This window comes from Kordiimonas laminariae, from assembly GCF_023008165.1.
In the GTDB taxonomy this organism is placed as follows: Bacteria; Pseudomonadota; Alphaproteobacteria; order Sphingomonadales; family Kordiimonadaceae; genus Kordiimonas; species Kordiimonas laminariae.
Genome location: NZ_JAKQZA010000001.1, coordinates 364,246 through 378,127, shown reverse-complemented (window position 1 = coordinate 378,127; position 13,882 = coordinate 364,246). Strand labels below are relative to the sequence as shown.

General features: G+C 47.2%; 15 protein-coding genes. 6 read left to right on the top strand and 9 right to left on the bottom strand.

Going from position 1 to position 13,882, the window contains the following annotated elements:
• Window positions 1–19: 19 nt before the first annotated feature.
• Together MF542_RS01805 and MF542_RS01800 are read right to left on the bottom strand one after the other, a co-directional pair.
• Entirely contained in the window at window positions 20–436 is a 417-nt protein-coding gene (locus tag MF542_RS01805) for a hypothetical protein (RefSeq protein WP_247015336.1), read from the bottom strand.
• Between the two features lie 25 nt (window positions 437–461).
• Window positions 462–950, bottom strand: a complete 489-nt coding sequence (locus MF542_RS01800) for an SRPBCC family protein (RefSeq protein WP_247015335.1) — start codon at window positions 948–950, stop codon at window positions 462–464.
• A 231-nt stretch (window positions 951–1,181) separates the two neighbouring features.
• Here MF542_RS01800 and MF542_RS01795 point away from each other — a divergent pair, with 231 nt between their 5' ends.
• Window positions 1,182–1,532 carry a YciI family protein gene (locus MF542_RS01795; protein ID WP_247015333.1) on the top strand — a complete coding sequence of 117 codons (351 nt, stop codon included), beginning with the start codon at window positions 1,182–1,184 and terminating at the stop codon, window positions 1,530–1,532.
• A 12-nt stretch (window positions 1,533–1,544) separates the two neighbouring features.
• The gene (locus MF542_RS01790) at window positions 1,545–2,777 is read left to right on the top strand and encodes an RNA polymerase sigma factor (RefSeq protein ID WP_247015331.1); all 1,233 of its coding nucleotides are present in this window, start codon (window positions 1,545–1,547) and stop codon (window positions 2,775–2,777) included.
• A 61-nt stretch (window positions 2,778–2,838) separates the two neighbouring features.
• On the opposite strand, the gene MF542_RS01785 is transcribed toward MF542_RS01790, so the two are convergent.
• Window positions 2,839–3,879: a proline racemase family protein gene (locus MF542_RS01785; RefSeq protein ID WP_247015329.1), complete on the bottom strand. Its 1,041-nt coding sequence runs from the start codon at window positions 3,877–3,879 to the stop codon at window positions 2,839–2,841.
• A gap of 113 nt (window positions 3,880–3,992) precedes the next feature.
• Here MF542_RS01785 and lhpI point away from each other — a divergent pair, with 113 nt between their 5' ends.
• Window positions 3,993–4,931: a bifunctional Delta(1)-pyrroline-2-carboxylate/Delta(1)-piperideine-2-carboxylate reductase gene (gene lhpI / locus MF542_RS01780; RefSeq protein WP_247015327.1), complete on the top strand. Its 939-nt coding sequence runs from the start codon at window positions 3,993–3,995 to the stop codon at window positions 4,929–4,931.
• 57 nt (window positions 4,932–4,988) lie between these two features.
• Here lhpI and MF542_RS01775 read toward each other — a convergent pair whose 3' ends face one another.
• Window positions 4,989–5,135, bottom strand: a complete 147-nt coding sequence (locus tag MF542_RS01775; protein ID WP_247015325.1) for a hypothetical protein — start codon at window positions 5,133–5,135, stop codon at window positions 4,989–4,991.
• 172 nt (window positions 5,136–5,307) lie between these two features.
• Entirely contained in the window at window positions 5,308–7,146 is a 1,839-nt protein-coding gene (gene typA / locus MF542_RS01770) for a translational GTPase TypA (protein WP_247015323.1), read from the bottom strand.
• Window positions 7,147–7,426: 280 nt separating this feature from the next.
• Here typA and MF542_RS01765 point away from each other — a divergent pair, with 280 nt between their 5' ends.
• The 3 genes from MF542_RS01765 (at window position 7,427) to MF542_RS01755 (ending at window position 10,282) form a co-directional block, all read left to right on the top strand.
• Window positions 7,427–8,308: a hypothetical protein gene (locus tag MF542_RS01765; RefSeq protein ID WP_247015321.1), complete on the top strand. Its 882-nt coding sequence runs from the start codon at window positions 7,427–7,429 to the stop codon at window positions 8,306–8,308.
• A gap of 149 nt (window positions 8,309–8,457) precedes the next feature.
• A complete protein-coding gene (locus MF542_RS01760; RefSeq protein WP_247015319.1) occupies window positions 8,458–9,273 on the top strand; it encodes a hypothetical protein in 816 nt (271 codons plus the stop codon).
• Between the two features lie 103 nt (window positions 9,274–9,376).
• Window positions 9,377–10,282, top strand: a complete 906-nt coding sequence (locus tag MF542_RS01755) for a hypothetical protein (RefSeq protein ID WP_247015316.1) — start codon at window positions 9,377–9,379, stop codon at window positions 10,280–10,282.
• On the opposite strand, the gene yjjX is transcribed toward MF542_RS01755, so the two are convergent.
• The 4 genes from yjjX to MF542_RS01735 form a co-directional block, all read right to left on the bottom strand.
• On the bottom strand, window positions 10,279–10,803 hold the full coding sequence (gene yjjX, locus MF542_RS01750; protein ID WP_247015314.1) for an inosine/xanthosine triphosphatase: 525 nt from the start codon (window positions 10,801–10,803) through the stop codon (window positions 10,279–10,281). The genes MF542_RS01755 and yjjX overlap by 4 nt on opposite strands.
• 24 nt (window positions 10,804–10,827) lie before the next feature.
• Entirely contained in the window at window positions 10,828–11,556 is a 729-nt protein-coding gene (locus MF542_RS01745; protein ID WP_247015311.1) for a hypothetical protein, read from the bottom strand.
• A 161-nt stretch (window positions 11,557–11,717) separates the two neighbouring features.
• A complete protein-coding gene (locus tag MF542_RS01740; RefSeq protein WP_247015309.1) occupies window positions 11,718–12,761 on the bottom strand; it encodes a glycosyltransferase family 4 protein in 1,044 nt (347 codons plus the stop codon).
• A gap of 22 nt (window positions 12,762–12,783) precedes the next feature.
• Entirely contained in the window at window positions 12,784–13,830 is a 1,047-nt protein-coding gene (locus MF542_RS01735; protein WP_247015308.1) for a UDP-2,3-diacylglucosamine diphosphatase, read from the bottom strand.
• Window positions 13,831–13,882 lie beyond the last annotated feature (52 nt).

Sequence of the window (13,882 nt, the reverse complement as noted above, 5' to 3'; positions counted from 1 at the left end):
GAGCAGCCACTAGGTCGTGCTAGGCCTGTGCCATTGTGGCATCTTTTGTTTGTATCTTTTTCGTAGCGCGGCGGAAGATTTGCAGTGCCAATTGGGAAAGCGCAAATAAGCCGAAGGTCAACAGCAGCCCACGCAGCATTACAGGGTCATATTGCTCATTAAAGAGCGATACCACTCTCGCACTTCCATTAAAGAGAAAATAAAGTGATGCCGGTAGAAGCAGTATCCAGTCTTTCTTCAAAGCACCGATAGCAGTGATCAGTGCAATACTCAGGAGCGGTGCACCCAGCGTACGCATGTTAGTGAAGCCGTAATCTGTATTGGCATTAAAACCAGCAGCCAGATTTACAGCATCAGGGGCGAAGATAAGGGTTAGGGCTGATGTGCCTAAAACAAGCACAAACAAGCCGGACAAAAGTTGGGCAAAGCGTAGCATGGTTGGGTCTTTCATATATGGGGAGTTAAGCGGCAGCTGCAGCTGGTGTTTTGTTGGCATAGGTCTGAAGGTCAGCCAGAACCTGCCCGAATTGTTTGGAAAGGCCAAACTTCAGGAAGGGATAGAGGATATAACCAAAGGCGGTTAGCTCTATATTAGATGTCCAGCTGACTTCAGCTTTATCGTTACCGAGCGCTGTTACAGACATAGTTACAATGTTTTTGTGTACTGGGAAAATACGTGGAGCATTCACAGGCACTACATCAAATACAAATTGCTTATTCTCTGGCGAATAACTCAGGATTTTTTCAATGGCTTTAAGCCCATCTGGATTATCTGTGAATTCGCAAACTCTGCCCGCTACTGGGGCACCATTAGCGGTATCGTCGCTATCAACCTTGTGGGAATGATGCACAAAGCTCATCCATTTATAAGCTTGGTCGAATTCTTCGGCGACGATGTGCCAGGCTTCATCCGCTGTGCGGTCTATGACCACTGTTTTAATAATCTCCATCATTTCTCTCCAGAATATAGTTGATTTTTATCAAATATGTTATTTGATTGATAATTGTCAAGTATGTACGAGTGGCAGAGGAATCGATTAGTGAGCCGGGCATTGGTTAAGCCTATAGAATTCATAGCCTTTCATTTTTTTAAAAAAATATGTCAATATTGCCTTTCGCCGTTCGACATAGGGGTAAGCAAGCGCGCTGGGCGCTCGCTTTGTCAACGAGGAAACAGAGACATGAAATCATTTGCACTGCTGCTTAATCACGCGCCTGATCGTTATCAGGGCCTTTCCGAAGCAGATTATATGGATATCATCAAAGACTATGTGGGTTGGGTTGAGGAAATGACCGAGCGCGGCATCTATAAAGGCGGGCATAAGTTGATGGATGAAGCTGGTAAAACCGTTACCCGCGTAAACGGCAACACAGAAGTACATGATAGCCCGTTCGCGGAGCTCGCAGAGGTACTTGGTGGCCTGATGATTATTGAAGCGGAAAATTATGATGCGGCGCTCGAGATCGCAAAAAGCCATCCGCACATGAAACATAATATCTCCATGGATATCCGCGAAATCCATGATGTTTAAGCCCGAGCAAACATGACAGCGTTTGATCCAAACAGGCTTGATCAGTTAGCGAGGCGGGAACGGGGGCGGTTGATAGCCAACCTCGTTCACCGGCTTGGTCCGCACAGGTTGGAACTGGCAGAAGATATGGTGCAAGAAGCGGTACTGGCTGCAATCAGTAGCTGGCCTTATAGCGGCATGCCGGATAAACCAGCCGCATGGCTCGCCCGTGTTGCCCAAAATAAAGCTATTGATCGCCTGAGGAGAGAAGGGCGGGAAGGTCTCTTTGAAGAAGATAATGACCCTCGTGAACAAACGGGCGTAGCCGATAATATTTCCGATCCCCGACTTTCTGACCCAGAACTGAAATTGATATTTCTATGCTGCCATCCTGTGCTTTCCGAACAAGACAGGCTTATGCTGACGCTCAAGATCGTGAGTGGTTTCACAGCAAGTGAGATAGCAAGTATTTTTCTGATAAGTGAAAGTGCTGCAGCACAGCGGCTGGCGCGGGCAAAAAGAAAATTAAGATTGGATGAGCAACAGCTGCTTTCTGGTATTTCCCGTTTTGAAGTGAAAGCCCGTCTGGAGACAGTATTGAAAGTAATTTACCTGATGTTCAGCGCAGGATATGCCCCGCGGTTCGGGGACAGGTTGATTTTGAAGGATGTTGCGTTTGAAGCGCTCAGGCTTGCTGAAGTTATTGTGGCGGATGAAGAGACAACGACACCAGAAGCCCATGCACTGGTGGCGCTTCTAGCCTTTCAAAGCAGTAGGTTTAATGCCCGGATGGATGAAGACGGCAAATTACTCTTGCTTAAAGAACAGAACCGAAAGCTGTGGGACCATAAATTAACGGAAAAGGCGCTCTGTCATATGCCGCTTTCCCAAAATGGGCACGCCCTCAGTCGTTATCATATCGAAGCCTCAATAGCTGCTGTACATGCTCTGGCGCCAACGTGGAAGCAAACAGACTGGGCCGCCATATGCGCGCTCTATAATGCGCTTGAGCAGGTGGCTGATAGCCCCGTTGTGCAAATTAGTTACAGCGTGGCTGAAGCCTTTGGTGGTGAGCCTAAGGCTGGCCTTAAAAGGCTTAAAGACATCCCTGAAGTAGAAGGGTATACTCCCTACTATCTTGCCCACGCAGAAATATACAGGCAATTGAATAATTATATGGAAGCAGAAAACATGCTCGAAAAAGCAAGGGGATGTGATGCTTCAATGGTTACGGCTGATTTCCTGATGGGATTGACATACAGCTGATATTCTTTGGTAATGAGAGTATCATCTGTATCTGTTTAGCCAGATTTAATACCTTTTAAGATTAGGCGCGCCAAATGGCCCCAGCGGTTTCCGGGATTGGTAATCCGTTTGGCAAGGGATCATGTTCTTCCACGGTAAAAGTGGCTGTGCCGCTATAATGCGCGCTGCCACCAATTTCTGTAATAACAGCTGTCTGATCGCCCAGAGTGGTTTCACGCACGATGCGGCCTTTGAACGGAATGCCGCTGATACCGCAGAACTTATAAGAAGCGCCCGGGTCCATCTGTCCTTTTGCGTGCGCAAGCGCTAGCCGCGCTGTTACACCGCTTCCTGTTGGGCTGCGATCAAGCTGACCTTCCGCGAAATAACAGAGATGCGGGTTAACTTCACCGTCTTTCAGTGGTCCATCATCTGTTATGATCGTGCCGTAAAGAAAGCCAAGATCAGGTTCTTTCGGGTGCGTAATGGCGTGATTTTCACGAATGGTGTTGGTAAGGTTAACTGCCGCGCGGCGCAGATCCTCAAGCGGGCTGTTCGAAAGATCAAGCCCAAGGCGGGATGCTGGTACGAAGGCATAGTAAGCACCGCCGTAGGCGATATCAACGGTAACGGTTTCACCGTTTTTAAGTGTTACTTCCAAATCGCGTTCCGCCAGATAGCCTTCAACACTTTCAAAACTTACATGGCTTACTTTACCCTCAGATGTTGCGGATTTTACATGCACTGGCCCGCACGGGCATTCCAATACAAATTCTGTAAGGCCTTCTTTGGCTTCTACAATGCCGCTTTCGATAGCATAACGGCCCATGGCAATGGTGGCGTGCCCACACATGGTGCTGTAGCCAGAATTGTGGGTGAATAGAACCGCTAAAGCAGCATCCGGGTGGGAAGGGGCTGTTGGGATAACGCCGTACATATCCGCGTGTCCGCGCGGTTCAAGCATGGTGATTTCCCGCAAGCGATCATGGTTCTTAAGAGCATCCCGGCGTTTTTCCAGAATGGTGTTTCCTTTCAGTTCAGGATAACCGCCTGTAATGATACGAACAGGTTCGCCAGCCGTGTGCATATCCTGCACATGAAGTTCGGAAATTTCTTTCGCCATTTGATGTATCCCTCCCCATATTTTCAAGGAAGCCTACATTAGAAAAAGGGATAGGCAAGCCTTATTTCATGCGGTATGCAGGATAAAAGAGGGTTATTTCTTAAGGGGGTAAGATGAAGTTTATCGAAGCAAAAGAAATTGCTGATTATACGCCATATTCTGCGCTTGTTGATGCGCTCGAATGTGCTTTTTCTTCTTCGTTTGAAAGCCCTAAACGTGCTCACTATGAAGTTGGTGAAGGTGGTTCCACCATGCTTGTTATGCCGTGCTGGGTAGATGATGATTGCTTTGGCCTTAAGACAGTGAGCGTGGTGCCCTTGAATGCCGAACGAGGGTTGCCGACTGTAAGCGGTATTTACCAACTATTTGATGCGAAGGATGGCAGGTTGCTGGCGTTGATGGATGCAGCTGAGCTAACAGCGCGCCGAACGGCTGCGGCTTCCGCTCTCGCGAGCCGGTATCTCTCTCGCGCTGACAGCAAGCGCCTGTTGATGGTGGGCACTGGTAAGCTGGCACCGTATTTTATCGAAGCTCATGCAGTGGTACGTGAGCTTGAAGAAGTTTATGTTTACGGCAGAGATCAAGTGAAAATGAAGACAGTGTGTGAAGCGGTGCAGCATCTTGGGCTTGATGCACAGCCTGTGGGTAATCTTCCAGATGCTGCAGCAAATGCAGATATAATCAGTAGTGCCACAACCAGTAAAACACCTATCGTGCTGGGTGAATGGCTCAAGAAAGGTGTTCATCTTGATCTTGTGGGGGCATACAAGCCTGATATGCGGGAGGTGGATGGTGCTGCCGTTTCAAAAGCCAGTGTTTTTGTGGATACCCATAATGGCGTAATGGGTGAAGGCGGAGATATTCTTCAGGCAATTGGTGAGGGTGTGTTCACCGAGGCAGATATAAAAGCTGACTTGGCTTCGCTATGTATGGGTAAGCATGAAGGGCGATCATCTGCCGGTGAGATCACGCTCTTTAAATCCGTAGGGGCTGCTGTTGAAGATTTCGCAGCGGCAAAGCTGGTTTACAGTAGGTTCCAGGCAGCACGATAGGAAACGCGAGCAGCGGTGGCTCGCATTCCGTGACATATTCTTTATTGAGAGTAATTTCTAGCGGAACAGTTTTGTTAGCCGCTTGATAATACCTTGGCGTGGTCCTCTGTTCGCTGCTGCGATAGCTGCGTTATGCTCTGCAACCTGGCGTGCATATTCAGATTTCGTTACGCCGTAGTGGCACGGAATAGGTGATGTTTGCATTTTTTTTCTCGCGTTTGTCGTCGTGTCGGCTATGCCGTTTTTTCTTTATACTTGCTATGTAGGTAGGCTGGATTTGTATTTCAACCGTCCAACTGCAATTTTCTTATTTCATGAGAATAAGGCAAAAAAAAGCCGACCGCAAGGGGCCGGCTTTTTTCAAAACTTCAAAGGCTTAACCTTCAATTGATTTCGCGTGTTTCTTACGCTCGTGCGGCAGAAGGTAGCGTTTGCGAAGGCGAATGCTTTCTGGTGTTACTTCCACAAGCTCGTCATCATTGATATAGGCTAGAGCTTCTTCAAGCGGCAGGATTTTTGGTGGTGTCAGCTTCACTGCATCATCTTTACCAGCGGCACGGATGTTTGTTAGCTGCTTGGCTTTCTGTACGTTCACATCAAGGTCGTTGTCACGGCTGTTTTCGCCAATGATCATACCTTCGTATGTATCAGAACCCGCGTCCACCATAATGATACCGCGTTCTTGCAGGTTAAAGAGCGCGTAGGCAACTGCTTTACCGGCACCGTTCGCTACAAGTACACCGCGCTGGCGACCAGCGATTGCGCCTTTATAAACGTCATAGCGATCAAATGAGCGGCTCATGATACCTGTACCGCGTGTATCAGTTAGGAATTCACCGTGGTAACCGATAAGACCACGCGCAGGCGCATCAAACGTGAGACGAACCTTGCCGCCACCAGATGGAACCATGCCAGATAGCTCAGCTTTACGGAGAGACATTTTCTCAACCACAATACCCTGATACGCTTCGTCCACATCAACCTGAACTGTTTCATATGGCTCAAGGCGCTGGCCGTTATCATCTTTCTGGAACAGAACGCGTGGGCGGCTGATAGCAAGCTCAAAACCTTCACGGCGCATTGTTTCAATAAGAACACCAAGCTGAAGCTCACCGCGGCCAGCTACTTCGAACGCATCCTTGCTTTCAGTTTCAGTGATTTTAATCGCAACGTTACCTTCAGCTTCTTTAAGAAGGCGATCACGGATAACGCGGCTTGTTACAAGCTTACCTTCGCGGCCAGCAAGCGGGCTATCGTTCACTGAGAATGTCATCGCAAGGGTTGGTGGATCAACCGGAATAGAAGAAAGAGGCTCTGATACTTCTGTTGTTGAAAGTGTATCAGCCACTGTTGCTGTTTGTAGGCCGGCGATGGCTACGATATCACCAGCTTCTGCTTCTTCAACTGGCACACGCTCAAGCCCACGGAACGATAGAAGTTTGGATACACGGCCAACTTCAATCACTTCGCCTGCAGCGTTCAGGGCGTGGATTGGGTCTGTTACCTTCACACGACCAGTTTCAATACGGCCTGTAAGGATACGGCCAAGGAAGTTGTCACGGTCAAGCATGGAAACAAGCATGGAGAATGGTTTCTCTACATTGCCGTCCTGTACCACTTTTGGCAGCTCAACATGTTCAATGATTTTATCTAGAAGCGGGTGAAGGTTTTCGCGTGGACCGTCGAGGCTTTCATCACACCAGCCATCACGGCCTGATGCGTAAAGCACAGGGAAATCGAGCTGGTCATCGTTCGCGTCAAGGTTCACAAACAGATCGAAACATAGGTCTGTTGCAGCGTCCGGGTTGCCGTCTGGTTTATCAACTTTGTTCACAACAACAATTGGCTTCAGGCCAAGGGCCAGGGCTTTGCTTGTTACAAACTTAGTTTGAGGCATCGGGCCTTCTGCGGCATCAACTAGCAATACCACGCCATCAACCATCGAAAGGATACGCTCAACCTCGCCACCGAAATCGGCGTGGCCTGGTGTATCAACGATGTTAATGCGTGTATCGCCCCACATTACAGAAGTACATTTTGCCAGAATAGTGATGCCGCGCTCACGCTCAAGATCACCGCTATCCATCGCACGTTCTTCAACGCGCTGGTTTTCCCGCACAGTACCAGACTGTTTAAAAAGGTTATCCACAAGCGTTGTTTTGCCGTGGTCAACGTGCGCAATAATAGCAATATTGCGGATTTTCTTTGTGCTCATGACACAGACTTTCACGAATAAGGGGCGGCTTTTACTTCAAGGGAGGGCCAGCCCGGAAACTAAAAAAGCCTTCCCGGATATGACAATTACATGACAAGGGGGAAAGCCTGAAACCTAACATTTGCGCGCCTTATACGCGGAAAGCCGCGCTGCGGCAAGTGAGAAAGTGATAGGGGGAATTATGTGAGGATTGATTGCATTGTTTAACTTGCAATTGTACATGTTATGGTGTTAATAATCGGGTGGAACAAATAGGGTACATAATTGATTGGGGGATATTATGACATTCGAAGCAAGTGAGAAATCCATTTCAGCTGGTAAGTTGATTGAGCATGTCTTTAAAGGGCTTTTAAGCGGACAGTTCGGGATCACTCAAGTTATAATAATGCCATTACTACTGATGTTCGGGCTATATTATCTCTTCTTTTATTTGCTGGCTGAAGTGGCACAAGGACAAATCTCTGTTGCTGTTGCCAGTTTAGGTTTTATTGCGAGTATGGTGGGCATGTTTATTGTGCTTTCTCGCCTGTATTTTAACCTGATACGTATTTTTCTGCTGGGGCGAGATTATGCCACATTCTGGGATGGTGTACCCATTTTCTATAACCAGCAAACTTTGAAGCAAAAACAGCTCAATACTAAAGGATTTGGCTGGCGCTTCTTTGTGTTTTTGCTCGTCACTAATTTGCTTGTCACTCAAATCTCCAATGCTATTTATGTCTTCGGGCAAGGAAGTGGCGGAAGTCCGAACTTATTAGTAATTATGCTGGGGTATTGGTTTTCAGGAATGCTGTTTCTCACTTTGGCGGGTGTTTTTGCATTGCCCTTAGCTGCAAAGGTGACAAATTTAAAAGACAGCCCGTTTTGGGGGGGGGCATATACGAAATCAGGCGCGCAGCGTATTGGTGTGCTGCAAGGTGCTTTTTTCCTTGGTTTGGTTTTGATGCTGCCGACCTTGGTATATGAATTGATGTATGAGCGAATGCTTTCCTCTGTTTCCGCGTTTTCTCCATTGCTTCTTGAGGCTTTATTTGTGTCGCTTGGTGGTATTTGGCGTGCAGTGTTTGCGGCATTAATTGGTGCCAGCGTTTACACACAGCTGTTTCCCGATTTGAAAGATGAGGCGCTCGAGGATGAAGAAAGTGACAAGATGGCAGCATAAGAGAATAATTCTGGCAAGCTAAGCTGATTAGCTTGCTACTTCTTTTCACTCACTAAAAGTTGAGCCTTTCAACATAGGGAGCGTAATTTTACGCTTTAACTCAACACTCAACTGATTATTGTTTATAAATCAACTTTAGTGAGAAATTTATGTCGTTCAGAGTGATGCATTCTACTATTGGCGGTGTTCGCTATTTTTACCGTACACTGCCTTTTACTCTTCTTCTGGTATTAGGCTATGCACTTTTCCAGACGTGGTATGGCTTGTTTATTAATGCATTCCTTGGTGGTCCAATGAATATCAGTATTGCGGACGGTGTGTTGCTCACACCGGTTTCCTGGGGTGATATGATGCTGGCGCTGGGAGGTTCTTCGGTAGGATTGTTGATGGGTGGATATCTTGCCAGAATTTGGTGGGGTAAGTATTTAAGATATGATGAAGATAGTAGTGTACAGCCCAATGGTTTTTCTAAAGCTATTGTATTTCTTATCTGCATTTTTCTTATATTTTGGGGCGCAATGGCAGGCGCCGCCAAATTAGGATTTCCAGATATTTCTATAGGTATTCAGTATGCATTTTTTGGGCTAATATTTCTGTGTTTTGCAGGTTTTCTCAAATTACCGTTCAGTGTGCATGCCGAAACCAAATCGATATGGAAGGAGCTGAATTTGGGTGTTTTGCGCCATTCGATCCCTATGTGTTTTTCGTGCATACTCGGAGGTATAATTGGTGTTCTGCCAATTAGTTTATCTTTGGGCGGGATTGAGTGGTTGCTGAGCAGGCTTTTTGAAAGTGCCTCGCCGAGTATAACGAATTTTATGGACCTATTAACTTCAGGCAGTATTGGGCTGTTGTATGCCGCTATTATTGCCAATTATCTGAGTGATCTTGAGCCACGTTTCTCATTGGTTAAAAAGCTGAGAGAAAATAGGGAAGGTGGACTTTATCCTCAGTACTACGGGTGAATAAAAGCACCCTATGGTGGTTTCGGGGCTTTAAGAAAACCAAGTTATCCCCATATGTAAGATTGCATAAAAAATAGTGCGACAGATTTTCGGGGGATGATCAATGAAAGTAAGTATGTGGGCTGCTGCGAAAGACGGAATGAGTTTCGCGTGGCAGGTGAAGGATACAGTACTCGGATTTGCCACAGTCTATGGTCTTCTGTTTGTCGGGCTTGTATGGGCCTTACAGTCCGTCGGACTCAGTTATACTGATCCAGCAGCGATAATACAGACAGCTGCAACTGATACTGTGATTTCATGGGATGCTCAGACACTGAATATAGTTCTTCAGGTATTCGGCCTTTTTGCAACCATTGCTGGCGGCTATTATTTTTTGACCTCGTTCATTCGGCGGGCAGATAAGCCAACGGTGCCGCTTGCAGGTTCGTTTGGTTCCTATGCACTACAGGCGCTTGTGGTGAAAAGCGGGCCAGCCCTATTGCTGGCAGGGCTCTCTATGATTGGGCTGCCCACAGGGGTGATGGCGGCGTTAATAGTGGGTTTTATTGTCGTGCAGGTAGCGTTGATGCGGCTTGAACTTTCTGTAGTTTCTACTGCTGTGAATGGGCCTGACCAAGCATTTGCCAGTGGTATGCAGCTTGGAACGGGCTACGCCTTCAAAATGTTCTTGTCCCTTATTGCTACAATCATCATCGTTTTTCTTGTCTTTATCCCGGTTGATTTTGCCGTAGGCACTATGTTCAAAGGGTTAATTGCCGGAGACGGCATTTTCCTTTTCTATGTGCTTATGTTTCTACAAGCTTTTAAAGCCGGAACGGTTATTGCTGTTTCAGCGCTGGTTTTGGGTGCGTACTATTGTGCATTGCGTCCAGAATACGGGTTTGTGGATGATGATATGTTTTATGCCATAGGCGTTGAAGAAGATGATATCGCTGATAATGAAAAAATAGACGAACAGTCAGATGTCAAGGCTACTGCTGTATCTTCAGGGTATAGTAAGAAAAGTTAAAACAGTTCGTTTTTAATGGCAACTAACGCGAAGCACAGGGCCTGCACGTAGGTGCCTGTGCGGTCATAAAGGCCATCAGTCAGCAGGCCAATTGCACCACCTTTTTGTTTGGTATTATGGGCATTGAAAACTCTGTCCATTGCATCGCCCAGTTCAAACCCTTCGTTCAGTAATTCAGCCACCCGTGGTGGTAGCGGCAGTGTGCTGGTGCGGGCGGTGGCAATCTTACCGTCTTTGGTACGCACAGCCATCCAGGCGAAGGTGAATAATTGACCATCGATGGTATCAATACCACCTTCAAGGCCTACGGTATAATCAGCTTCACTTAGCGCCTGTGCAGCGTTTTCTGCGCGGGTTTTAGCGCCTAGTAAGGTTTCACCGTCACTGGCGGGTTGGTCAGCAACGCCAGAAGGAACATTTATCGGTTCTAATTCAAATTCTTGTTCGGGGAATGTTTTTGCAAAGGCTTCTGCCACAGCATTAATCTTTACCGGATTATGTGAAGCCACAACCAGTTTCATACAGCACTCCCATGAATAGTGTGATTAGCTTTTGCAGCTATTTAAGGCAGCTCTGAAGGCTGAAGTAAAGCCGGGATGACCAAGGTGAGTTGGCTTTGCAATCTGAAAACCAATTGGCATCTTTCTGAAAAGCTCCATCCGAAGATTTTCTTCAACCAGTTTTCTAGTTTCTTCAGGCAGAACACGGCGCATATCCACCGCAAGAAGAGCATCTGCTCTATTTGATAATAACATGGAAATCATGCGCTGTACGTCGGCACTACCTTCCACATAAACATATCTTTCTTTGAGCAAGTGGCGTTCCATTGCTGAGCCTTTATAGGCGGTCAGCCGCGCTTTGCGTTTAAAGTCCCTCGTTCCCGGTTTTAGGGGGTTATCCTTGAGCATAAAGAAATAGAGATTGGTATCACCAGCTGGGCCTACCATACGCGCATCACGTTCATCGGTGGTTTTCATGGATGAAGGGAACCAAACACCGTTTTTGTGATTTGTCATAAGGCTGTTTGCTCGTGAAAGTGGTGCAATGCTAACCTTGAACGGTTGGTTCATCTTTTCCATGGAGCAAGTGAAAAGGTCATAGGCTGGGCCTTTAAGGGTACCATCTGGCTGCAGTTGAGCCATGCGGGTATCACCGTGTGTAAAGAAGATAACAGGGGATTCTTTAATAGTATCTCCACGTGCAACGTGAGCGAGAGAGAAAGATAACAATATAAAGATGGCAAACTGCCAATTCCAACCGAACACCCTGATCATAATGTAACCTTTAAACGCCGAACAACATATGCGGCCTTCTATGCTTGAAGTAGTGTTACACTTCCTGTGTGTTGTGTCTATAACTTATGTACAGCGCGGTATAGAGTGCTACCTTTTTACACACCTAACTTGTTGAAAAAAATGGTGTTCAGCGATTTCCGCTACCTTGGTTGGATCGATAATGCACTGATAAATTGTTCCGCCACCGTTTCCCAGTTGTAGAGCTGGGCAAATTCAGCACAAGCCTTCCGTTCTAGCTTCAGCGCTTCTTTGATTGCAGAATCAAGATTCTCGCTTAAGGCTGCAATTTGCGTATGCCAATCACTGAAGGGGCCTTTGCCGTCTGCGCCAAGAACATCAAGAGGTCCTTGAACCGGATAGGCAGCCACGGGTGTGCCAGATGCAAGAGCTTCAATCATCACCAGGCCGAAAGTATCCGTTTTACTGGGGAAGACAAAAACATCAGCAGATGCATAGGCTTTGGCTAATTCATCACCAAACTTGGCACCTAAAAATTCAACGGCCGGATATTGTTCTTTGAGCTTATCAATAGCGGGGCCATCACCCACTACAATTTTCTTACCGGGAGTTTTACAAGCAAGGAAGGCCTCAATATTTTTTTCAACCGCCACACGGCCAACATAAAGCTGTACGGGGGCACCGACCTTTTCAGCTGGCTTGTGCGGATGGAACACATTGGTATCTACGCCCCGTGTCCAGGGAACGATGTTTTTAAATCCCTTGTCTCTCAATAGTTGCCTTACCGTTGGCGTGGCTACAAGCACGCCAGCGCTTGGTGCATGAAAACGGCGGAACATAGGGTAGAACAGGTTTTCGGAAAAGATGGTGCGCGCCGCAATATATTCAGGGAAAGCTGTATGGTAAGCGGTGGTGAAAGCTTGATTGTTCTTAATGCACCACTTGCGAGCTGCCCAACCAAGCGGGCCTTCTGTTGCGATATGTACGGCATCCACCTGCCAGCGCTTCATGATAGCAGGTAATCTGCCCACTGTATTCCACGCTAGTCTGATTTCCGGATAAGTGGGGCAGGGCATGGTTTTAAACATCTTGGGGGTTAGCATATAAACCCGGTGCCCCATGGATTTCAGTTCTTTTCTGAGGCTATCGAGGGTGCGAACAACACCGTTTACCTGTGGGTGCCACGCATCAGTTACGATGCAAATGCGTAAAGGGCGGTCTGTCATAATGAGCTCAATTCTTCCAGAGTTATTCGGCAGGAACTGGTGTGGGGGAAGAGCCTTTATCTTTGTTTTTATCTCGGCGTTTTCGCTTGGGTTTATTTTCGTCCCGGGCGGCAACAATATCGGCCCAGTAGAGTATTTCGAACTTACCGTTTTCGTGTTCCACAAGCGCTGTGCAGCTTTCCACCCAGTCGCCATCATTCATATATTCGATGCCATCAAAATTCTGGATTTCCGCGTGGTGGATATGGCCGCAAATTACACCGTCCAAACCACGTCTGCGGGTTTCTGCAGCAACGGCTTCTTCATATTGGCCGATATATTCAACGGCGTTTTTTACTTTATGTTTCAGGTAGGCAGAGAGAGACCAATAATCATAACCCAGCTTTTTCCTGATCCAGTTTACTGTAGTGTTGAGCTTGAGAAGCAGTACATAGGCATGATCACCAAGATGGGCGAGCCATTTGGCATATTTCATCACGCCGTCAAACTGGTCACCATGCAGTACCCAGTACCGCTTGCCGTTAGCACCTTCGAAAATTATTTCCGGCTCCAATGAAACCCCAGCCAGATCATGGCCTTCAAAACCCCGCAGGCCTTCATCATGGTTGCCGGGGATATACACCACCTTTGTACCATGTTTGGCCATTTTCAACACGCGGCGGATTACATCATTATGGGTGGTATCCCAGAACCAGGAACGTTTGATTTGCCAACCATCTACAATATCCCCCACCAGATAGAGCTGATCACAGGTGATGTTCTTCAGAAAATCAAGAAGCAGATCCACTCTCGCCGCACGAGTGCCTAAGTGAGTATCGGAAATAAAGACCGCTCGATAATGACGGCTTTTTTTCTTATCCTGTTGGTAACTAGATGTATCGGCGCTATGGGAGCTGCGATTGCTTTCGGAGCCTCCGTGATCAGGGCCAGTATGTAAGTCTCTGGCGATCACTGGAGAGGTTTCTAATGAAGCAGCGGGTGCGCTGTTCATCTCGCTTGCAACAGCGGCGAATGCCATAGGTGCATTCTTAAAGGCCGTGTGCATCAAATTGCTCAGGTCTTTCTTCATGTCTGCCTTTTTATGGCCGCAGAGTGACAGACTTGTGTCGGAGGTATGACGG

Excerpts from the sequence above, each read along its gene's own strand:
- MF542_RS01805 (WP_247015336.1), bottom strand. The coding sequence starts at position 436 with ATGCTACGCTTTGCCCAACTTTTGTCCGGCTTGTTTGTGCTTGTTTTA.
- MF542_RS01800 (WP_247015335.1), bottom strand. The coding sequence starts at position 950 with ATGGAGATTATTAAAACAGTGGTCATAGACCGCACAGCGGATGAAGCC.
- MF542_RS01795 (WP_247015333.1), top strand. The coding sequence starts at position 1,182 with ATGAAATCATTTGCACTGCTGCTTAATCACGCGCCTGATCGTTATCAG.
- MF542_RS01790 (WP_247015331.1), top strand. The coding sequence starts at position 1,545 with ATGACAGCGTTTGATCCAAACAGGCTTGATCAGTTAGCGAGGCGGGAA.
- MF542_RS01785 (WP_247015329.1), bottom strand. The coding sequence starts at position 3,879 with ATGGCGAAAGAAATTTCCGAACTTCATGTGCAGGATATGCACACGGCT.
- lhpI (WP_247015327.1), top strand. The coding sequence starts at position 3,993 with ATGAAGTTTATCGAAGCAAAAGAAATTGCTGATTATACGCCATATTCT.
- MF542_RS01775 (WP_247015325.1), bottom strand. The coding sequence starts at position 5,135 with ATGCAAACATCACCTATTCCGTGCCACTACGGCGTAACGAAATCTGAA.
- typA (WP_247015323.1), bottom strand. The coding sequence starts at position 7,146 with ATGAGCACAAAGAAAATCCGCAATATTGCTATTATTGCGCACGTTGAC.
- MF542_RS01765 (WP_247015321.1), top strand. The coding sequence starts at position 7,427 with ATGACATTCGAAGCAAGTGAGAAATCCATTTCAGCTGGTAAGTTGATT.
- MF542_RS01760 (WP_247015319.1), top strand. The coding sequence starts at position 8,458 with ATGTCGTTCAGAGTGATGCATTCTACTATTGGCGGTGTTCGCTATTTT.
- MF542_RS01755 (WP_247015316.1), top strand. The coding sequence starts at position 9,377 with ATGAAAGTAAGTATGTGGGCTGCTGCGAAAGACGGAATGAGTTTCGCG.
- yjjX (WP_247015314.1), bottom strand. The coding sequence starts at position 10,803 with ATGAAACTGGTTGTGGCTTCACATAATCCGGTAAAGATTAATGCTGTG.
- MF542_RS01745 (WP_247015311.1), bottom strand. The coding sequence starts at position 11,556 with ATGATCAGGGTGTTCGGTTGGAATTGGCAGTTTGCCATCTTTATATTG.
- MF542_RS01740 (WP_247015309.1), bottom strand. The coding sequence starts at position 12,761 with ATGACAGACCGCCCTTTACGCATTTGCATCGTAACTGATGCGTGGCAC.
- MF542_RS01735 (WP_247015308.1), bottom strand. The coding sequence starts at position 13,830 with ATGAAGAAAGACCTGAGCAATTTGATGCACACGGCCTTTAAGAATGCA.